17 protein-coding genes and 1 pseudogene are annotated in these 19239 nt (G+C 67.8%); 13 read left to right on the forward strand and 5 right to left on the reverse strand.

Annotation, left to right across the window (positions count from 1 at the left end; translation table 11 throughout):
• Nucleotides 1-11: 11 nt before the first annotated feature.
• From ABE472_RS13215 to ABE472_RS13235, 5 genes and pseudogenes are all read right to left on the reverse strand, one after another.
• Nucleotides 12-2306, reverse strand: a complete 2295-nt coding sequence (locus ABE472_RS13215; RefSeq protein WP_346466402.1) for a GH92 family glycosyl hydrolase — start codon at nucleotides 2304-2306, stop codon at nucleotides 12-14.
• 189 nt (nucleotides 2307-2495) lie between these two features.
• Nucleotides 2496-3983: a glycine betaine/L-proline transporter ProP gene (proP, locus tag ABE472_RS13220; RefSeq protein ID WP_346466403.1), complete on the reverse strand. Its 1488-nt coding sequence runs from the start codon at nucleotides 3981-3983 to the stop codon at nucleotides 2496-2498.
• A gap of 367 nt (nucleotides 3984-4350) precedes the next feature.
• Nucleotides 4351-4680: a thioredoxin family protein gene (locus ABE472_RS13225; protein ID WP_313212148.1), complete on the reverse strand. Its 330-nt coding sequence runs from the start codon at nucleotides 4678-4680 to the stop codon at nucleotides 4351-4353.
• Between the two features lie 9 nt (nucleotides 4681-4689).
• A complete protein-coding gene (locus tag ABE472_RS13230) occupies nucleotides 4690-5103 on the reverse strand; it encodes a host attachment family protein (RefSeq protein WP_313212149.1) in 414 nt (137 codons plus the stop codon).
• A 116-nt stretch (nucleotides 5104-5219) separates the two neighbouring features.
• A pseudogene (locus ABE472_RS13235) lies at nucleotides 5220-6019 on the reverse strand (alpha/beta hydrolase fold domain-containing protein).
• 201 nt (nucleotides 6020-6220) lie between these two features.
• Here ABE472_RS13235 and ABE472_RS13240 point away from each other — a divergent pair.
• The 13 genes from ABE472_RS13240 to mdcH all read left to right on the forward strand — a co-directional run bounded on the left by ABE472_RS13240 (nucleotide 6221) and on the right by mdcH (nucleotide 19160).
• Nucleotides 6221-7213, forward strand: a complete 993-nt coding sequence (locus ABE472_RS13240; RefSeq protein ID WP_346466404.1) for an aldo/keto reductase — start codon at nucleotides 6221-6223, stop codon at nucleotides 7211-7213.
• A 75-nt stretch (nucleotides 7214-7288) separates the two neighbouring features.
• A complete protein-coding gene (locus ABE472_RS13245) occupies nucleotides 7289-8473 on the forward strand; it encodes a hypothetical protein (RefSeq protein WP_346466405.1) in 1185 nt (394 codons plus the stop codon).
• Between the two features lie 78 nt (nucleotides 8474-8551).
• Entirely contained in the window at nucleotides 8552-9229 is a 678-nt protein-coding gene (locus tag ABE472_RS13250) for a DUF3348 domain-containing protein (protein ID WP_346466406.1), read from the forward strand.
• Nucleotides 9230-9239: 10 nt separating this feature from the next.
• Entirely contained in the window at nucleotides 9240-11645 is a 2406-nt protein-coding gene (locus tag ABE472_RS13255) for a DUF802 domain-containing protein (RefSeq protein WP_346466407.1), read from the forward strand.
• Nucleotides 11642-12289 carry an OmpA family protein gene (locus tag ABE472_RS13260; protein WP_313218474.1) on the forward strand — a complete coding sequence of 216 codons (648 nt, stop codon included), beginning with the start codon at nucleotides 11642-11644 and terminating at the stop codon, nucleotides 12287-12289. The genes ABE472_RS13255 and ABE472_RS13260 overlap by 4 nt, the downstream gene beginning before the upstream one ends.
• Complete coding sequence (locus tag ABE472_RS13265) at nucleotides 12279-12884, forward strand: DUF2894 domain-containing protein (RefSeq protein WP_346466408.1); 606 nt, start codon at nucleotides 12279-12281, stop codon at nucleotides 12882-12884. The genes ABE472_RS13260 and ABE472_RS13265 overlap by 11 nt, the downstream gene beginning before the upstream one ends.
• A 294-nt stretch (nucleotides 12885-13178) precedes the next feature.
• Nucleotides 13179-14822 carry a malonate decarboxylase subunit alpha gene (mdcA, locus tag ABE472_RS13270; protein ID WP_346466409.1) on the forward strand — a complete coding sequence of 548 codons (1644 nt, stop codon included), beginning with the start codon at nucleotides 13179-13181 and terminating at the stop codon, nucleotides 14820-14822.
• Between the two features lie 10 nt (nucleotides 14823-14832).
• A complete protein-coding gene (gene mdcC, locus ABE472_RS13275; RefSeq protein WP_346466410.1) occupies nucleotides 14833-15153 on the forward strand; it encodes a malonate decarboxylase acyl carrier protein in 321 nt (106 codons plus the stop codon).
• The gene (locus tag ABE472_RS13280; protein WP_346466411.1) at nucleotides 15150-16046 is read left to right on the forward strand and encodes a biotin-independent malonate decarboxylase subunit beta; all 897 of its coding nucleotides are present in this window, start codon (nucleotides 15150-15152) and stop codon (nucleotides 16044-16046) included. Before mdcC ends, ABE472_RS13280 begins: the two co-directional genes overlap by 4 nt.
• The gene (mdcE, locus tag ABE472_RS13285) at nucleotides 16037-16741 is read left to right on the forward strand and encodes a biotin-independent malonate decarboxylase subunit gamma (RefSeq protein WP_346462447.1); all 705 of its coding nucleotides are present in this window, start codon (nucleotides 16037-16039) and stop codon (nucleotides 16739-16741) included. The genes ABE472_RS13280 and mdcE overlap by 10 nt, the downstream gene beginning before the upstream one ends.
• Nucleotides 16742-16744: 3 nt before the next feature.
• Nucleotides 16745-17383 (forward strand): malonate decarboxylase holo-[acyl-carrier-protein] synthase, encoded by a 639-nt coding sequence (gene mdcG / locus ABE472_RS13290; protein WP_346466412.1) that lies wholly within the window; start codon nucleotides 16745-16747, stop codon nucleotides 17381-17383.
• Entirely contained in the window at nucleotides 17380-18246 is an 867-nt protein-coding gene (mdcB, locus tag ABE472_RS13295) for a triphosphoribosyl-dephospho-CoA synthase MdcB (protein WP_346466413.1), read from the forward strand. The genes mdcG and mdcB overlap by 4 nt, the downstream gene beginning before the upstream one ends.
• Entirely contained in the window at nucleotides 18243-19160 is a 918-nt protein-coding gene (mdcH, locus tag ABE472_RS13300) for a malonate decarboxylase subunit epsilon (RefSeq protein ID WP_346466414.1), read from the forward strand. The genes mdcB and mdcH overlap by 4 nt, the downstream gene beginning before the upstream one ends.
• Nucleotides 19161-19239: the final 79 nt, after the last annotated feature.

The raw sequence follows: 19239 nt of genomic DNA on the forward strand, positions 1-19239 counted from the left end.
CCAGAGGCCCGTCAGCGGGACATCGAGTAGGGCTGCTCGGCGCCCTGCCCCGGCCAGGCCTTGTTCGGCTCGGCCTGGAGCGTGAAGCGCAGCTCGCCGCCGGCCAGGATCTCGTCGTGGCGAAGGAAGGTGCGCTGCAGCGGCTGGCCATTGAGGGTCACCGAGCCGACGTAGTCATGGCCCTTGCCCAGCCCGTCGGTGACGATGGTGAAGGTCTTGCCGTTAGGCAGGTGCAGTGCCGCCTTGGGCAGGAACGGACGACCGATGATGTATTCGCCGCTGCCCGGGGCCACCGGGTAGAAGCCCAGTGCGGTGAACACGTACCAGGCCGACATCTGGCCCAGGTCGTCATTGCCGGCCAGGCCATCGGGACGGTCGGCGTACTGGGTGTCCATGATCTGCTTCAGGCGCGCCTGGGTGCGCCACGGCTGCCCGGCATGGGCATACAGATAGGCCACGTGGTGGCTGGGCTCGTTGCCGTGCGCGTACCAGCCGATCAGGCCGGTGATGTCTTCCATATGCTCGAAGATCGAGGGGTCGACCTTGGCCTCGAACACCTGGTCCAGACGGGCCAGCAGCGCGTCGCTGCCCCCGTGCGCGGCGGCCAGGCCGGCCACGTCGTGCGGCACATACCAGGAGTACTGCCAGGCGTTGCCTTCGGTGTAATCCGTGCCGTAGCCGCTGGCGCTCGGGTCGAACGGCGTGCGGAAGCTGCCATCGCGCTTGCGCGCCCGCATGAAGCCGGTGTCCTTGTCATAGGCATTGCGCCAGTTCGTGGCGCGCTTCTCGAACTCCCCGGCAACCTTCGTGTTGCCCATGGCCTTGGCCATGCGCGCGATGGTCCAGTCGTCGAACGCATATTCCAGTGTCTTGCTGGCGGCCTCGCCTTCTTCATCGATCGGCACCCAGCCCAGCTCGCGGTACTGCGCGATGCCATCGTACGGGCCGTAATTGGCGGTAGCCACCATCGCCGCCAACGCCTTGTTCTCATCGAACCCGCGGATGCCCTTGAGGTAGGCATCGGCGATCACCGGCACGGCGTGGTAGCCGATCATGCACCAGGTCTCCTGGCCGTGGAACGCCCATACCGGCAGCATCCCGTAGGCGCTGTTGTGCTGGTGCGCGAGCAGCGAATTGATGAAATCGCTGTTGCGTTTTTCCGGCTGCACCAGGGTCAGCAGTGGATGCAGGGCGCGGTAGGTGTCCCACAGCGAGAACGTCGAGTAGTTGGTATAGCCCTCGGCGCGGTGCACGGCATTGTCCGAGCCGCGGTACTGGCCATCGCTGTCCATGAACACGGTCGGCCCGAGCAGGCTGTGGTACAGCGCGGTGTAGGCGCTGCGGCGGTCGTGCTCGGGGCCGTCGATATCCAGTACCGACAGTGCCTGCGTCCACTGCGCTTTCGCCTCGGCGCGGACACGGTCGAAATCGAAGCCGGGCACTTCGCTTTCCAGGTTGGCGATCGCACCGGCCTCGCTGACCGAGGAAATCGCCACCGTCACCACCAGCGGTGTATCCAGCTTGCCAAAATCGAAGGTGCCGACCAGCTGGCGCCCTTCAATCTGCGCACGCTGGGCCGGGCTCTGGTGACCCGGCGGCGGGAAGCCCTTGTAGGCGATGTCGGTCTCGGTGTTGCGGAATGCGTGACCGGTCAGCGGCCGCGAGAAGCGCATCGCGAAATACAGCTGCCGGCCCGGTGCCCAGCCGCGGGTCTCACGGAAGCCGGTGATGGTGCCGTCCTCGCGGGCGCGCAGGCGTGACCACATGATCTTGCCCGGGTAGTCGTACAGACTGGTGCGCAGGTCCAGCAGCACGCGTGCGGGCTGGTTGGCCGGATAGGTATAGCGATGCACGCCGACGCGGGTGCTGGTGGTCAGCTCGGCGCGCACCTTCGGATCATCCAGGGTGACGGCGTAGTAGCCTGGTTCGGCGCGCTCGTCGTCGTGGCGGAAGCGCGAGGTATAGCCGCTGCCGGGTTTGTCGGGGTCGCCCCGCTCCAGGCTGGCATCGGTGCGCACCGGCATCAGCAGCACATCGCCCAGATCGGAATGGCCGCTGCCGGAGAAGTGCGTGTGCGAGAAGCCGACGATGCTGCTGTCGTCATGCCGGTAGCCCGCCGCCCAGCCATACGCCTTCTCGCGCGGCTGGATACGGGTGTCCGGACTGAGCTGCACCATGCCGAACGGAACGGTCGCGCCGGGATAGGTATGCCCCTCCCCGGCCGTGCCGATGAACGGATCGACCGCCGCATAGGCGCGTTCGCCGAGCTTCGCCGGTGCCGCCGAGGCCGTGCCGGCCACCAACATCGCCCCTACCGCGAGCCCCAACCACCGCACCGTCCCCGTTTTTGTCATGGCGTTGAATTTAGATCGATTCAGGTGAGGTTGATCCTAGCACTGGCCGATCGGGCTGACATGTTGCGGTGCGGGTGTTGGCGGCGCCGGGCCAATCGCCCGGCGCCACTGATGGCTGCTGAGGACGGACGCAGGCCGGGCTTACGCGGGCCGTGCATCTTCCGGCACGGCGGCCACCGGCAGCGTCGGCTGGGTCGCATCCACCGTGACCGGCTCGTCGCTGCGCATCAGCGCACGGGCTTCGGCTTCGCTGGCCACCGCCGGCGGCGAACCACGCAGCGGCATCCCGGCCGTCTCACGCACGAACAGCATGGTGATCACGCCGATCACCGCCGCGCCCATCAGGTAGTACGCCGGCACCAGCGGATCGCCGGTGCGCTCCACCAGCCAGGCGGTCACCAACGGCGTGGTGCCACCGAACAGCGACACCGATACATTGAACGCGATCGACAGCGCGCTGTAGCGCACCGGCGTATAGAACAGCGCCGGCAGCGTGGACGGCATCGAGCTGGTGAAGCACACCAGCGCCACGCCGAGCAGCATCAGCCCGAGGAAGATCAGCCAGTCATTGCCACTGCCGACCAGCTTCAGGCACGGGATCGCCAGCAGGAACAGCGCGATGCAGGCACCGATGATCATCGGGCGGCGGCCCAGGCGATCGCTGAACAGCCCGCCCAGCACATTGAGCGGCATCATTACCAGCATCACGATGATGATCAGCAGCAGGCCTTTGCTCTCGGCATAGCCCATCGTGACGCTGAGATAGCTGGGCATGTAGGTGAGCAGCATGTAATCGGTGACGTTGAACACCAGCACCAGGCCAACACAGATCAGCAGCTGGGCCCAATGCACACGGAACAGCGCGCCCAGGCCGGGGCGTTCGTGATCGCGCTTCTCGGCCTCTTCGGCATACGCGCGGAACGCCGGCGTCTCTTCGAGCTTCATGCGCATGTACAGGCCAAGCAGACCCAGCGGACCGGCGACGAGGAACGGGATGCGCCAGCCCCAGTCCAGCATCTGCGTGCTGCTCAGGGCCATGTGCAGCGCGGTGACCGTGCCGGCACCGGCGATGTAGCCGCCCAGCGTACCGAACTCCAGCCAGCTACCCATGAGGCCACGATTGCGGTCGGTCGAATACTCGGCGATGAACGTTGCCGCGCCGCCATACTCACCGCCGGTGGAGAACCCCTGCACGATGCGGGCAAGCAGCAGCAGCGCCGGCGCCCAGATCCCGATGCGGTCGTACGAGGGAATCAGGCCGATGCTGAAGGTACCGGCGGCCATCAGGATCATGGTGGCCGCGAGCACCTTCTGCCGCCCGTACTTGTCGCCCAGCGGCCCGAACACCAGCCCGCCCAGCGGGCGCACCAGGAAGGCGACGGTAAAGGTGGCGAAGGTGGCGATCAGCTGTGCGGTCGGGCTGCTGTCGGGGAAGAACACCTGGCCAAGGGTCACGGCGAGGTAGCCGTAGACGCCGAAATCGAACCACTCCATCGCGTTGCCGAGTGCGGCGGCGCCAACGGCCTTCTTCAACATGGGACGATCAACGACGGTGACTTCGTCGACATGCATCTGGCGGCGGCGTTTGAACCAGCCGAAATGAGCGTGTGCGGCAGGCAGGTCCTGCATCTGCTTTCTCCTGGAAGCAGGCCATCACGGCGCCCGAGGTCCCGCGCACGGCACAGGAAATACCGCCTCTGATGACACAGCGCGATGCGCGAAGAGGGGTTGCAACAGACGATCCCGGACGGCCGCGTGGACTCAGCGACGCTGCGGGATGGATGACCAGGAAGCGGGCAATGGCCCGGGGGTGATCAAGCGAGCCATGTTACTACATTTGGCCAGCGCGAGCCCCGTACTGCCCTGTCTGGCAGCGTGGAACAGCGTGTTTCAAGCTGTTTGGGTACGCTTTTCACGCGATGCATACACGCCTGCGCAACGCGGGAAATGGATTGTACTGACTGTGATCGCACGGCGGTTGAGAGTGGGCCGTGTGTTACTGCCCGCTCTCAAGCGCATCGATCAGTGGCGCCAGATCCTCGCGCTCATGCGGTCGCACCGCCCGCGCGATTTCGTGGCCGTCGCGCAGCAGGATCACGGTCGGCCACAGCTTCACGGCAAAGGAGCGGCCCAGTGGCCGCCCCTTCCCGTCCTCGACCTTCAGGTGTGTCGCGTCGTAGCCACCCAGAAACTTCTGCAGCAGGGGCTGGGCGGCACTGCAATGGCCGCACCAACCGGTACCGAATTCCAGCAGCACCCATCCGCTGCCCGCATCGATGTCGGCACGGGTGATGTCCGATGGGCTGTACTCACGAACGAAGGTCATGGGCGATTCTCAGGACAGCGCGCGCTGGATATCCTCCAGCGGCGCGTTGGTGAAGTCCTTGGCCAGATCCTTGAGCAGACGCTCCTGGGTTTCCTTGTGCAGCAGCGGGCGGATACGGCCCAGGGTCTGCGGGTCGGCGATCAGGATCAGGTGCGCGTAGCGGTTCTTCAACGCGTCTTCGTTCAACTGCGCCGCCACCTGCTTGGCAAACGTCGCCTCGTTGAGCTGGGAAATCGACATTTCCTGGGGCACCGAGCCGGACGGCCCCTGCCCGGATGCGCCGGTATCGCTCACGGCCTGCAGCTGCAGTTCCCCCTCCTGCTTGAGTTGCAGCTTGTGCGCGGTGCCAACGTTGGTGAACACGCGGGCCGAGCCGCCATCGGCTACAACGACCAGGGTACCTTCGGGAATCTGCTGACTCATCATCTACTCCTTATGGGGAAAACCGAGCGCGGGTGCACTCGGGTTCCACCGTAGGCAACGGCATGTAAGCACCGTGCATACGGATGTATGCACAGCGTATGCAGGCCCTGTGCGCCCTACTCCCCCGGGGATGCCGGCAGCGGCGTCTGCAGGTGCCTGGCGAAGAAGCGCGCCATCACCCGGTAGGCCTGCTGGCTTTCCGGCAAGCGCGCGTCCAGGTGGAAGGCGTGGCCCAGGCCGTCCCAGACGTGCAGGTCCGACTCGCGGCCGAGGTCCACCAGTCGGGAATGGGTGTAGGCGACGTTGCTCATTTCGGCCGCGCGGGTGGCGGTGATGAACAGCGTGGGCGGAAACCGGGCTAGTACCGCATCGGAAAACACCGGCGACACCAGTGGATCCCGGAAATCGACCTTGCCGTAGTACAGATCTTCCATGATCGGCATTCCACCGCCACCACCGTGGCACCGGTCATTGCCGCCACCGGGATCGCCTCGAGCAGGCCGAGACTGTCGGCACGCCCGAAGACGAAGGCGCCGCCATGCAGCTCGATCAGCAGCCGCCGCTGCGCCGGGTCGGCGGGTGCACTGTGCGGCTCGACCCGCACCACCGGCACGCCGTTCCAGCGTTCATGGTGCAGCTCAGCCGGATAGCGCTCGCGCAACGCCTGGATTTCTCCGTAGGCCCACGCGTCCGCGCCCTTGCGGATCGCTGCCAATTCCTTGAGCACGGTGGCGTTGTCCATCTTTGCGACGGGATCACCGTTGACCACCGCGCTGCGCATCGCCGCCTGTGCTTCAGGGCTCAGATAGGGCGAGAGCGGTAAGGCAAAACCGGGGACGTTCCGCACGCCCTCCGTGGCTGAAGGTGCGGGCGTGGCCGCCATGACGGTCCCGCTGGCGGCCAACCACAGCGCCATCGGCGCGATCTTCCCGGTCCAACCCATCTTCCGCACTCCCCTGTGAGATCGGGTCACAGAGTAATCGTTGCCTCACCGCAGACGCTACGCAGCCGGGCCGGGATCCTTGCGCCCAGGGCAACTGTCTTTCGCCGCTGGACGGGTGTTTGCGGACCAACGCCGCGCGCAGACTGCCTGGCCTGCAACCTCGGACCCCACCGCATGCGCATTGATCTCCCCGGCCGCGTCGGCTTCGGCACCGCCCCTCTGGGCAACATGTACCGCGCCATCCCCGAACAGGAGGCACTGGACACCGTGCACGCCGCCTGGGACCACGGCATCCGCTACTTCGACGCCGCCCCCATGTACGGCGCCGGCCTGGCCGAACTGCGCCTAGGCGAAGCGCTGCAACACTATCCGCGCGATGCCTATGTGCTCAGCACCAAGGTCGGGCGTCGCCTGCTGGATGAAACCGAAGACACCGCCCAGCGTGATCTGGGTGAGAAAGGAGGCCTGTTCGAGCACGGACTGCCCAACAGAATCGTCTACGACTACAGCGCCGACGGCACGCTGCGCGCGATCGAAGAGAGCCTGAAGCGCCTGAAGACCGACCGCCTCGACATCGTCTGGATCCATGACCCGGCCAAGGATTTCCATGGCGATGACTGGCGCGCCGTGTTCCACCAGGCCATGTCCGGTGCCGCGACCGCGCTGACCCGGCTGCGCGAGGAAGGTGTCATCAACGGTTGGGGCCTGGGCGTCAACCGCGTCGAGCCCTGCGTGATGGCGCTGCAGCAGGCCGACCCGGATGGCTTCGTGCTCGCCGGGCGCTACACCCTGCTGGATCACCACGAAGCGCTGGCCAATCTGATGCCGGCGGCCGAAGCGCGTGGTGCCAGCGTCGTGGTCGGTGGTCCCTACAACTCCGGCATTCTCGCCGGCGGCGCGCACTATGAGTACCAGAAAGCCGGCGCCGAGGTGCTGCATCGCGTGGGGCGCCTGCAGCAGGTGTGCGCGCAGTTCGGCGTGGATATCCGTGCCGCAGCGCTGCAGTTCTCGCTCGCCCATCCGGCGGTCGCGGCGGTGATCCCGGGCGCCAGCCAGCCCAGCCGTATCGCGGAGAATCTGGCGTTGGCCGAGGTCGCGATTCCGCCGGCATTCTGGAGCGCGCTGCGCGAGCAGGGCTTGGTCTCCCCGCACGCGCCGTTGCCGTGACTACAACTTCTGGCACCCGCATTCGGTCCTGCAGCCTGCCACCCTGCGCGAAACACCGTGTGCGCAGGAGCCGTAATGAACAGGATGTTGGTCGTGGGTGTGGTATTGGCAATGCTGTCGTTGCCTGCAAAGAGCGCGCCGCCTGAAACAGCAACACAGGTGATCGTGCTGGGCGTGGACCATGCCGCGCAGCTCGTGGCGCGTGAGGATCGGCCCGCGGTGCTGGCGGCGTTCCTCGATCGCGCTGCGCCCGATGCCATCTGCATAGAGCGATCGCCGGAGGCATTTGCACGTAACGATTTCTATGAGTTCACCTACGAAGTGCAGGACGTGGTGGTGCCGTTCGCCCGGGAGCGCAACATTGACGTGTGCCCCTTCGACTGGCATCCCTCGACGGAAGACGCCCAACTGGGCTTCGGCATGGATCTGGAGGCGATTCCTGAAATCCGGCCGATCCGGGGCTTCCAACAGTTCCTGACCTTCCCCGAGCCGGCGCAATTGCACCGAACGCTTTTCCATGCCGACGATCCCCACAATGTGACGCGCTCCACGCAATGGAGCCTCACCCCAGCGGCACGTACCGCACAGGACCTGCCACGTCGCCTGTTCCTGTATCGCACCTTCCTGCAGGCCAAGCGCATCGCGGCCGCCGCGCGGGCGCATCCAGGCGGCACCGTGGTCGTGGTGGTCGGTGAGTTCCACAAGCGCGACATCGATGCTGTGCTGGCCGATGAGCCCGGCATCGTGGTGGTGCAACCGTCGAGCCTGGGTGCCCCGAACGATGCGGATGTCCACCAACGGGAACTGCCGGCGTACCGCTTCGCGGTCGCCAGCTTCAACCTGCTCGGCAGACAGGCAGAAACAGGCAACCGCGACGACGCATTCCTGCGCGAAACGGTGGACGCCCTGTCCGGGAGTGGTGCTGCCGCTGAGGTGCAGTTGCTGGCGACACGACTGGACCTGCTGCAGGGCCGCATCAGTCGCGCCGAGGCGATCGGGCGTTACAGACAGATTGCGGCCATCGCCGGCGAGGCACGATTCACCTGGACCGGGGTGAAGGATATCCGCCGTCTGGATTCCTGGTTCGACCCCTTCGGTAACCTCAGCGTGCGCCAACGCGGCCACCTGGAGCTGGCGCGTGAATCGATTCGGGCCGGCCGCCGCGCTGAAGCAGACCGGCTCAGGACGGCGCTGGGCGGTGAACTCACCGCCCGCCAGCGCAGGCAACTGGACGGTTACTGGCCCCTGCTGGCGAAGTGAGGGCCGGCCGAGCCTGAACCCCGGCGCCGGGCGGCTAGCGGTCATTACGGTGTAAAATTCATCGTTTTAACCGGAACAATGGCCAAAACCGCGCAACGGACGCCTGTCCCGGGCCCGGCCTTCATCCGGCTGCTGGCCCGCCTCGCTGAGAGCAACCTGTCCTCGACGGGCCCTGCCCTGTCAGACCGGCTCAGCGAGTGGGTGGACTGGACGCGGGCGGTGACGTTGTCCAAGGCGCTCGATGGCCGGCTGCCGGCCGCGGTCGAGGGGCCGGACTTCGATGCCGACGAGGACGCCGAGTGCCAACGCCTTCGCGCGGCGCTGGAGGCGAGTATTGTTCAGGAACCTGAGACCACCAAGCCGCCTCGCCGGGTGGTTGACGCCGACGGTGCCGCCGCCCCTGTCGAATACACCGTGTACGGCGAGCGTTATCTCACCCTCCAGCGCGCCATGCTCAGCGCCACCAGCCGTCTGCGCGGGCGCCTGCGCGACATGTTGACCCGCCGCTCGCCCGAGATGGCGCGGCTGGCCGAGGTGGACGCGCTGATGGAGCAGACCCTGAGCGCTCGGGAGTACAGCCTGCTGGCCAAGGTGCCGGTGCTGCTGAGGGTCCATTTCGAGCGCCTGCGCGAGGCCGGCACCGACGATGCCTGGCTCGAGGTGTTCCGCCGCGACATGCAGAGCCTGCTGTTGGCCGAGCTGGATATCCGTTTTCAACCGATCGAAGGCCTGCTTGCAGCGCTTCGCACCCACTAACCGGGACGTCATGTTCAGAACCAGTCTTCACTACGTTGTTTTCCTGCTTGGCCTTGTGGCGGTGTGCTGGATCGGGGCGGGCTATGCCAGCACCAATCCGGTCGGTTTCGCTGTCGCCGCGCTGATCGCCGTCTGCTACCTCGCCGGTGGCCTCGAGCTGTATCGCTACCGGCAGGCGACCGCCTCGCTGGCGGCGGCCAGCGCCAGTGCGGGCGCCGCCAGCGCCGGGCTCGCCACCTGGTTGGGCCAGCTGCATCCCAGCCTGCGCAATGCCGTGCGCCTGCGCGTGGAAGGCGAGCGCGTCGCCCTGCCCGGCCCGGTGCTGACGCCGTACCTGGTCGGCCTGCTGGTGCTGCTGGGCATGCTCGGCACGCTGCTCGGCATGATGGCGACGCTGCGCGGCACCGGACTGGCGCTGGAAAGCGCGACCGACCTGCAGGCGATCCGCGGCTCGCTGGGTGCGCCGGTGGAAGGCCTTGCGGTCGCCTTCGGCACCTCGATTGCCGGTGTCGCCACCTCCGCCATGCTCGGCCTGCTCTCGGCCCTGTGCCGGCGTGAGCGCCTGGAGGCGGTGCAGCGGCTGGACGTGGAGATCGCGACCACCCTGCACACGCACTCTCAGTCCTGGCAGCGCAATGAAGCCTTCCGGCTGCTGCAGCAGCAGGCCGAGCTCATGCCCGCGCTGGTGGATCGGCTGCAGGCCATGACCACGGCGATCGAGCAGCAGAGCAGCGCCTCGGGCGAGCGGCTGCTGACCAACCAGCAGAACTTCCATGCCAAGGCCGACGAAGAATACGCGCGCCTGACCGCCGCGATCGAGCAGTCACTCAAGGACAGCGTCGCCGAAAGCGCACGCGCGGTTGGCGCGGCCTTGCAGCCGGTGATGGACACCACCCTGGCCGGCATCGCCCGCGCCAACGCCGCCATGCACGAGACGGTGACCGAGGCAGTACAGCGCCAGCTGGCCGGCCTGACCGAGGGCTTCGACGCCAGCCGCGTCGCGACCGCCGCGACCTGGCAGGCCGCACTGGACAGCCAGCAGCAGACCAACACCGCATTGACCGCCGACCTGCGCGTCGCGCTGGACGGATTCGCCGCGCAGCACGATCAACGCGCGCTTGGCCTGCTCGATGCGGTCTCCGCGAAGCTGGTCAGCACCGCTGACGGTTGGCAGGCGGCCCAGTCCGCACAGCAGCAGACCAATGAAGCCATGGCGACCGAGCTGCGCAATGCGCTGGCCACGTTCGCCGAGCAGCATGGCGAGCGGTCCGCCGCCTTGCTTGAGGCGGTCTCGGCCGAGCTCAACACGACCGCGACGCGCTGGCAGGATGCCCAGGCCGCGCAGCAGCAGACCCATGCTGCGCTGACTGCCGACCTGCGCAGCGCGCTGTCCAGCTTCACCGAAACACATGACGCCCAGGCCACGGGCCTGATCGACGCGGTCGGCAGCCGCATGGACGCCACCACCGCGCAGATTGCCGATGCTTGGCAGCAGGCGCTGGCCCGCCAGGAAGCCGCTGCGACCGCAGTGAGCGCGCGTCACCAGCACGCGCTGGATGCTGCCGCCGCGACGCTGCAGGCCCAGGCGGTGTCGCTCGGCGACGCTATGCAGCAGTCCCATGCCCAGCTCCAGGACGCCTTGGAAGCGCGCGATCAGCAGCGTCTGAACGCGTGGACCGAGGCCTTCACCGGCATGAGCGCCAGTCTCGGCGAGCGCTGGGAGCAGACCGGCGACAGCGTGGCCCGCCGCCAGCAGGACATCTGCGACACCCTCGCCCGCACCGCCAACGACATCACCCAGCAGGCACAGGCCCACGCCAGCGAGACGATCAGCGAGATCTCGCGCCTGGTCCAGGCGGCTTCGGAAGCGCCCAAGGCCGCGGCCGATGTGGTCGCCGAACTCCGCAGCAAACTGTCCGACAGCCTGGTCCGCGACACCGCCACGCTGGAAGAACGCAGCCGCCTGCTGGCGACCGTGGAGACCCTGCTGGATGCGGTCAACCACGCCGCCAACGAGCAGCGCGTCGCCGTGGATGCCCTGGTCTCGACCTCGGCCGAGCTGATGGACCGCGTTGGCACGCGCTTCACCGACCACATCGAAGCCGAGACCGGCAAACTCGGCAGCGTGGCCGCGCAGGTCACCGGCAGTGCGGTGGAAGTAGCGAGCCTGGCCGATGCGCTCGGCAGCGCCGTGCAGTCCTTCGGCACTGCCAGCGACGGCCTCAACGAGCGTCTGGCCCAGATCGCCGCCTCGCTGGATGGTTCGCTGGCCCGCAGTGACGAGCAGCTGGCCTATTACGTGGCCCAGGCGCGTGAGGTGATCGACCTCAGCGTGCTGTCGCAGAAGCAGATCATCGATGAACTGCAGCAGCTGGCGGGCCGCCGCAGCAGCAAGGCCGGGGCCGCCTCGGCATGAGCGACGAGATCGAAGTCGAGGCCGACGGAGGCGCGCCGATCTGGGCCGCCTTCGGCGACCTGATGTCGGTGCTGCTCGGTGCGTTCGTGCTGATCCTGGTCGGCGTGGTCGCGCTGCAGCTGGAGCTGACCAATCGCCTGGATGAAGAGGTCAAGCAGCGCCAGGCCGAAGTGCAGCGCCGCCAGACGCTGGAGCAGGCCTTGGCCGGCCCGCTCGCGGCCGGGCGTGTGACGCTGGTGGATGGCCGCATCGGCATCCGCGGCAATGTGCTGTTCGCGTTGAACTCGGATCAGCTGCAGCCGGAAGGTGCCGACGTCCTCAAGAGTCTGGCCGGGCCGTTGAAAGGCTACCTGGCCGCGCGCGAGGAAATCCTCATGGTCAGCGGCTTCACCGACGACCAGCAGGTGCGCGATGGCAACTGGCGCTTCGCGGACAACTGGGAACTCTCCGCCGAGCGTGCATTGACCGTGACCCGCACCCTGATCGCCGAAGGCGTGCCGTCGGATGCGGTGTTTGCCGCAGCGTTTGGCTCGGAGCAGCCGGTGAGTTCCAACGCCGACGAGGATGGACGCGCCAAGAACCGCCGCGTCGAAATCGCCCCGATCCCGAAACCCAAGGCGAGCAAGGCCGCGGATGCCCCGTAACCCTGTCGCAACCGCTGAGATTCTCGAGAACTGGCGAGCGGACAAGCTCGACGGGCTGGACCGCACGCGTTTTGCGATGATCGAGGCGTTGCATGCCCGCATGCAAGCGCATGACGGTGAGGTGCGGGCGCTGTTGCAACGGAAGCTGGATGCGTTGGTCGCGGGTTACGCCGAGCGGGTTGCCGAGGCGTCGGCATCGGTAGTGACCGCGCCGGGCCTGTCATCGGGACGCATCGGTCTGCAGGCGCTGGTCACGGAATTAACGGGGCAGCACGATGCTGCGTATCCGGATTTTCCGGTGCTGGGTGAGGTCCGGGCGACGTGGGCCAGGCTTCGCAATGCCAGCCAGCTCAAGCAATCGCTGGCCCAGATGCCCACCAATGGTGGGCCGTTGAACTCCGGTGTACTGGTCCATCGCGCCCTGACGCTGATGAAAGAGACCTCGCCCGGCTACCTGACGCATTTCATGGCGTACCTGGATGCGCTGTCGGGCATGGAGCACCTGCATCAGTGGGGCGTGCTGGTGGCGACGCCGAAAGTGGTGCCGCGGGGGGCGAAGCCGCGGCGGCCGCGTGCGGGAAAGGGAGCGGGCTGATCCAGGCGTTCCATCTGCGTGCCTTGATGGCCGCACGACATTGCCCCGAGCAACGCTGAGCCGAGGTCGCGCCAGCAAGGTATTGCCCGCTTTGAACAAACATGCCTGCGCGTTCGCCAGCCATCCCGCTCAGCAACGATGCCGCGACGCTCGGCGCATTGACGCTGAGGATGGCCAGGGGAGTCGGCTCTAACTGAATACGACAGGCCCAGAACTGGCCTCATCAGGCCTCTTGCCCCGGCCAAACTCGGGTGATAGCTTTGTAATTACAGCGTAATTATGAAGAGGCGGCAGATGGCTCGAGACTGGAACACGCTAGCGGATCGCCGCCAGGCAAGGCTGCAGCGGGCCGCCGATGCCGGGCTCGGGCGCTTGCTGCCCCATGCCGAGGTTCCCCGCCTGCTGCATACCGTGCTCGAACCCGGCGACCGGGTCTGCCTGGAAGGCAACAACCAGAAGCAGGCCGATTTCCTCGCCGAGTGCCTGGCCCAGCTCGATCCCGCGCAGGTCCACGGCCTGCACATGGTCCAATCCGTGCTCTCCCTGCCCTCGCACCTGGACGTCTTCGAGCGCGGCATCGCCCAGCGCCTGGACTTCTCCTTCTCGGGTCCGCAGAGCGGCCGGCTGGCCAATCTCGTCGCCGAGGGCCGGATCGAGATCGGGGCGATCCATACCTATCTCGAACTGTTCGGCCGCTACTTCATCGATCTCACCCCGCAGGTCGCACTGATCGCCGCCCAGGCCGCCGACCGTCACGGCAACCTCTATACCGGCCCGAATACCGAAGACACCCCCGTGATCGTCGAGGCCACCGCGTTCCGGGGCGGCATCGTGATCGCCCAGGTCAACGAGATCGTCGACACCCTCCCCCGCGTCGATATTCCGGCCGATTGGGTCAACTTCGTCACCGAGGCGCCGCGCCCGAACTACATCGAGCCGTTGTTCACCCGCGACCCGGCCCAGATCTCCGAGATCCAGGTGTTGATGGCGATGATGGCCATCAAGGGCATCTACGCCGAGTACGGCGTGCAGCGCCTCAACCACGGCATCGGTTTCGATACCGCGGCGATTGAGCTGCTGCTGCCCACGTATGCCGAATCACTGGGGCTGAAGGGCAAGATAGGCACGCACTGGGCACTCAATCCGCATCCGGCACTGATCCCGGCGATCGAATCAGGCTTCGTGCAGTCCGTGCATTCGTTCGGCTCGGAGCTGGGCATGGAGCCCTACATCGAAGCGCGCTCGGATGTGTTCTTCACCGGCAGCGACGGCAGCATGCGCTCCAACCGCGCGTTCTCGCAGACCGCCGGTCTGTACGCCTGCGACATGTTCATCGGCTCCACGCTGCAGATCGATCTGCAGGGCAACAGTTCCACCGCCACCCGTGATCGCATCGCCGGCTTCGGCGGCGCGCCCAACATGGGCTCGGATGCCCGCGGCCGCCGCCATGCCAGCCCGGCCTGGCTCAAGGCCGGCCAAGAGGCGGCGCTGCCCGGGCAGATGCCACGCGGGCGCAAGCTGGTCGTGCAGATGGTGGAAACCTTCCGCGAGCACATGGCGCCGGCCTTCGTCGACCGCCTCGATGCCTGGGAGCTGGCCGAGCGCGCGCAGATGCCGCTGCCGCCGGTGATGATCTACGGCGATGACGTCACCCACGTACTGACCGAAGAAGGCATCGCCAATCTGCTGCTGTGCCGCAGCCCGGAGGAACGCGAACAGGCGATCCGCGGCGTGGCGGGCTACACCGCGGTCGGCCTGGGCCGTGACCGCGCGATGGTCGAGAACCTGCGCGACCGCGGCATCATCCGCCGCCCGGAAGACCTCGGCATCCGCACCCGCGACGCCAGCCGAGACCTGCTTGCCGCGCGCTCGGTCAAGGATCTCGTGCGTTGGTCCGGTGGGTTGTACAACCCGCCCAAACGCTTCCGCAACTGGTAAGGGGCACGCCATGGAAACCCTGCATTATCGCTTCCCCGGACAGCAGGATCTCACCGAGCGCGACCATCACGCGCTGGTCGGCGTGGTCGCCTCGGGCAATCTGGAAGTGCTGATCGAACCCACCCCGCTGGACGGTGCGATGGAGATCGAGGTGATCACCTCGGCCACCGGCTTCGACACCATCTGGCAGGCCGTGCTGGCCGACTTTGCCGCGCGCCACCCGCTGCGCAACGTGCGGTTGTCGATCAACGATGCCGGCGCGACACCGGCGGTGGTCAGCCTGCGTCTGCAGCAGGCGCTGGAAACCCTGCAGGAAGGAGACGCCGCGTGAGCAGTCACAGCTTTTACGAGGCCGATGCCCGCGAGCGTATCAACGGACTGCTCGATGCCGGCAGCTTCAGCGAGTTCGTGGGCCCGGCCCGCCGCATCATCAGCCCACACCTGGCCCAGCTGGATCAGCCCGGTGCCTTCGATGACGGCATTGTGGTGGGCACGGGCAGCTTGAGCGGTCGTCATGTCCTGATCGCTGCGCAGCAGGGCCAGTTCATGGGGGGTGGCGTCGGCGAAGTGCACGGCGCCAAGCTCACCGGGCTGCTGGAGCGTGCCGTTGCGGTGCGCCCGGAGGCGGTGCTGCTGCTGCTCGACAGTGGCGGCGTGCGGCTGCATGAAGCCAACGCCGGCCTGGTCGCCATCTCCGAGATCATGCGGGCGGTGTTGGCCACCCGTGCCGCCGGGATTCCCGTGTTCGCCCTGATCGGCAGCGGCAACGGCGCCTTCGGTGGGATGGGCATCGTTGCCCGCTGCTGCACGGCGGTGGTGATGTCCGAAGAAGGCCGTCTCTCGCTGTCCGGCCCGGAAGTGATCGAGACCGTACGCGGCGTGGAAGAGTTCGACTCGCGCGACCGTGCCCTGGTGTGGCGCGTGACCGGCGGCAAACACCGCTATCTGATCGGCGACGCGGTGCAGTTGGTGCCGGATCGCATCGAGGCGTTTACCGAGGCGGCACTGTCACTCATCGACGCCCACACAGAGACCGAAGACCCGTTGCAGGCCCTCGATCAGGCACACGCCCAGCTGGGCGCGCGGCTGCAGGCCTATGGCGGCTGCCGCGATGGCCTGGAGGTCTGGACGCTGCAGGGCATCGCCGATGCCGGGCGGCTGCCCCTGCTGGACACCGCTGACTTCCTTGATGCCGTCAAGGATAGGAGCCTGCCATGGAACTGACGCCGCTGCTCGATGCCCTGTTCCCGCTCGGCCACGCGGTCACCCGCGAGGACGATGTACTGGGCGGTACCGCGACCACCGCCGCCGGCGACGTCACCGTCATCGGCACCGCCAACAAGCTGGAGGTGGGTGTCGATCACGCACTGGCGCTGGCCGCCACCGTGCTGGCCAGCACGCGCGCGCATCCGCAGCGACCGATCGTGATGCTCGTCGATACCGCCGGTCAGCGTTTGGCGCGCCGCGATGAAATGCTCGGCATCAACAGCTACTTCGCGCACCTGGCGCGTACGCTGGATCTGGCCCGCCGCCGCGGTGCGCCGCTGGTCAGCCTGGTCTACGGTGAATCCGTCAGTGGCGGTTTCCTGTCGTTCGGGCTGATGGCCGACCGCATCTATGCCCTGCCCGAAGCGCAGGTGCGCGTGATGGATCTGCGCGCGATGGCACGCGTCACCAAACAGCCGCTTGAGAAACTGCAGGCGCTGAGCCAGAGCTCGCCGGTGTTCGCGCCGGGCGTGGAGAACTACGTACGCATGGGCGCGGTGGAGGCCGTCTGGGAGGGCGATCTGGCGCAGGCCCTGGTCGATGCGCTCCACGCGCCTGTCTCCGGCGATCAGCGTCGCGCCCGTGGCGCCGAGCGTGGTGGCCGCCTGTTGGCGCGCGATGTCGCCGCTGCCGTGGCCGCAGGCGAGGCCTGAACCATGCGCCGTCACGACCTGGTCTGGCTCGCTCCGCAGGCACCGTGGCAGGTGCTGACCCCGGGCGCGGATGCGCGCCTGCGGGCGTGGGCCCAAGCGCGCCTGCCCTTTGTCGTGGCGCGACGCGATCCGGTCACTGATGGCGATCAGCTGCGGCTGGGCGTGCCGTTGCCCTTGGCCGAGCGGCGCCAGCGGCTGTCTCTGCGGGTCGAACGCATCCACGTGCAGCGCACCGCACCGCCGCCGTTGCTGGCCGAGGTCGCCGAAGCACTGTCCGCCCCCTGGCGCGATGCACTGCGCCCTTTGCTGGCCGACCTGCTCGAACCCACCCGACCGCCCCGCGTGTTCGGCAGCTTCGCCTGGCAGAGCCTGACCGGCCTGCCGTATCTGCACGCCGGCTCCGATCTGGACCTGCTCTGGGAGATCACCGATCACGCGCATGCCGCGGCGTCCACCGAACGCATGCGGCGCTGGGAACGCGAGCACGGCCTGCGCATCGATGGCGAGCTGCGCTTGCCCGCCGGGCGTTCCGTGAGCTGGCGCGAGTACACCGGCGATGCCGCCCGCCTCCTCGTCAAATCGGATGACGCCTGCTGGTTGTCCACACGCGATGCCCTGCTCACGCAGCCGGTGGCCGCATGAACGCCGTGCCCCGCCCCGCCCCGTTGCCACCTCCCTCCCCCACGGCGGCTGCGCATCGGCTGGCCCGGATGGCGATCACCAGCCTGCATGCCGAACTGGCCTGCGCCCCCAAACCCGGGCTGGTCACGCCATGGAGCCGCGGCAGCCACGATGACATGGACGCGGCCACCTTCCTGCGCAGCCTGTTCGCGCTGCGTGGCTACTTCGTGGCGGTCGCCGCCGCCGGTGCGCACAGCGCGGCGTTCGATGATCTGCGCATGCTCGGCATCGAGGCGGAAACGGCAATGCTGCGGGCGACGGGTGGCATCAACACCCATCGCGGCGCGATTTTCAGTCTCGGCCTGCTGGTCGCCGCGTCCGCGCGTCTGCGTCATGTCGTGCATGCTGCGCCTCAAGGCACTGCGGTCTGTCATGCGGTACGCGGGTACTGGGCGCCCGCGCTGCTCGCCGCACCGTTGAACAGCGCCAGCCCTGGCCAGCGCGCCCGCCAGCGGCATGGCGTGCCCGGTGTGCGCGAACAGGCGGCGCAGGGATTCCCGCTGCTGCGCGAGGTCGCCCTGCCCACCCTGCAGGCCACCCTGCGCGCCACCGCTGACCGACAGGCCGCGATGGTGCAGACACTGATGTCGCTCGTCGCGGTCACTACCGATCTCAACCTCCTGCATCGCGGCGGTGAACGCGGGCTGGCTTTTGCACAGCAGCAGGCACGTCGCTTCCTCGCCGAGGGCGGCGCGCTGGAATCCGGCTGGCGGGCACGGCTGGGGCCGGTGTGCGACGCATTCCAAGCACGTCGGCTCAGCCCGGGCGGCAGTGCCGATCTCCTGGCCTGCGCGTGGTTCCTGCACCTGCAGGAGCGCGCATGAGCCTGGTCCTGCTCTGTCCCGGTCAAGGCGGCCAGCATCCGGATATGTTCAAGCGGGTGCGCGGGAATCCGCAGGCGCAGCCGGTGCTCGATCTGGCCAGCGCGCTCCTCGGCGCACCGGTCGAACCATTGGCGGCCGACCCATCGCGCTTCCACAACGCAGTGGCCCAGCCGCTGGTCTGCGCCGCGGCGCTGGCACATTGGGCGGCGCTGCAGACGCAGCTGCCGCCCATCACCGCCGTCGCCGGCTACAGCGCCGGCGAGCTGGCCGCGCACGCGGTGGCGGGCAGCGTCGACACGGCCACCTGTCTGGCCCTGTCGCGCGAGCGTGCCCGGTTGATGGACGCTGCAGCGCCGGCCGACGCCGGCCTGCTGGCGGTGATCGGGCTGGACGAACGTCGCATCGCACGTCTGTGCGTGACGCACGGGGTGTTCCTGGCCATCGTCAATGGGCCCGACCACGTGGTCCTCGGCGGCCTGCGGCCTGCGCTGGAGGCCGTCGCCGCTGACGTGGCTGCCCACGGTGCCCGGACCGTCCCGCTGCCGGTGGACGTGCCCGCGCATACCCCGTTGCTGGCCGCAGCGGCGCAGGGCTTTGAGAAGCCGTTGCGCGCACTCCCACTGCACGCACCCCGGTTGCGCCTGCTGGCCGGCATCGATGGCCGCCTGGTCAGTGACGTCAGCCGTGTCGTGGCGACGTTGTCGGCGCAGATCGCCCAGCCGGTGCAATGGCAGGACGTGCTGCAGCAGGCGGTCGAGCGCGGTGGGCGCGTCTTCCTGGAGCTGGGCCCGGGCGCGGCGCTCAGCCGCCGGGTTCGCGACCTGCACCCGCAGCAGGAGGCGCGTTCCGTCGAGGATTTCCAGACGCTGGAGGGCGTCCTGGAGTGGGTGGACCGCGCATGCGCACGTGCATGAGGGTCCGCCGGTAACCGTTGCACCCCGTAACCCTCGATGGCGGGTCGCCATCATGCTGCACGCGTATCAAGTGTCTCGG

It is taken from the genome of Stenotrophomonas sp. TWI809, from assembly GCF_039673205.1.
In the GTDB taxonomy this organism is placed as follows: domain Bacteria; phylum Pseudomonadota; class Gammaproteobacteria; order Xanthomonadales; family Xanthomonadaceae; genus Stenotrophomonas.

What these genes read in the sequence shown, in the direction of transcription:
- ABE472_RS13215 (WP_346466402.1), bottom strand. Translation starts at nt 2,306, where the DNA reads ATGTTGGTGGCCGGCACGGCCTCGGCGGCACCGGCGAAGCTCGGCGAA.
- proP (WP_346466403.1), bottom strand. Translation starts at nt 3,983, where the DNA reads ATGCAGGACCTGCCTGCCGCACACGCTCATTTCGGCTGGTTCAAACGC.
- ABE472_RS13225 (WP_313212148.1), bottom strand. Translation starts at nt 4,680, where the DNA reads ATGACCTTCGTTCGTGAGTACAGCCCATCGGACATCACCCGTGCCGAC.
- ABE472_RS13230 (WP_313212149.1), bottom strand. Translation starts at nt 5,103, where the DNA reads ATGAGTCAGCAGATTCCCGAAGGTACCCTGGTCGTTGTAGCCGATGGC.
- ABE472_RS13240 (WP_346466404.1), top strand. Translation starts at nt 6,221, where the DNA reads ATGCGCATTGATCTCCCCGGCCGCGTCGGCTTCGGCACCGCCCCTCTG.
- ABE472_RS13245 (WP_346466405.1), top strand. Translation starts at nt 7,289, where the DNA reads ATGAACAGGATGTTGGTCGTGGGTGTGGTATTGGCAATGCTGTCGTTG.
- ABE472_RS13250 (WP_346466406.1), top strand. Translation starts at nt 8,552, where the DNA reads ATGGCCAAAACCGCGCAACGGACGCCTGTCCCGGGCCCGGCCTTCATC.
- ABE472_RS13255 (WP_346466407.1), top strand. Translation starts at nt 9,240, where the DNA reads ATGTTCAGAACCAGTCTTCACTACGTTGTTTTCCTGCTTGGCCTTGTG.
- ABE472_RS13260 (WP_313218474.1), top strand. Translation starts at nt 11,642, where the DNA reads ATGAGCGACGAGATCGAAGTCGAGGCCGACGGAGGCGCGCCGATCTGG.
- ABE472_RS13265 (WP_346466408.1), top strand. Translation starts at nt 12,279, where the DNA reads ATGCCCCGTAACCCTGTCGCAACCGCTGAGATTCTCGAGAACTGGCGA.
- mdcA (WP_346466409.1), top strand. Translation starts at nt 13,179, where the DNA reads ATGGCTCGAGACTGGAACACGCTAGCGGATCGCCGCCAGGCAAGGCTG.
- mdcC (WP_346466410.1), top strand. Translation starts at nt 14,833, where the DNA reads ATGGAAACCCTGCATTATCGCTTCCCCGGACAGCAGGATCTCACCGAG.
- mdcE (WP_346462447.1), top strand. Translation starts at nt 16,037, where the DNA reads ATGGAACTGACGCCGCTGCTCGATGCCCTGTTCCCGCTCGGCCACGCG.
- mdcG (WP_346466412.1), top strand. Translation starts at nt 16,745, where the DNA reads ATGCGCCGTCACGACCTGGTCTGGCTCGCTCCGCAGGCACCGTGGCAG.
- mdcB (WP_346466413.1), top strand. Translation starts at nt 17,380, where the DNA reads ATGAACGCCGTGCCCCGCCCCGCCCCGTTGCCACCTCCCTCCCCCACG.
- mdcH (WP_346466414.1), top strand. Translation starts at nt 18,243, where the DNA reads ATGAGCCTGGTCCTGCTCTGTCCCGGTCAAGGCGGCCAGCATCCGGAT.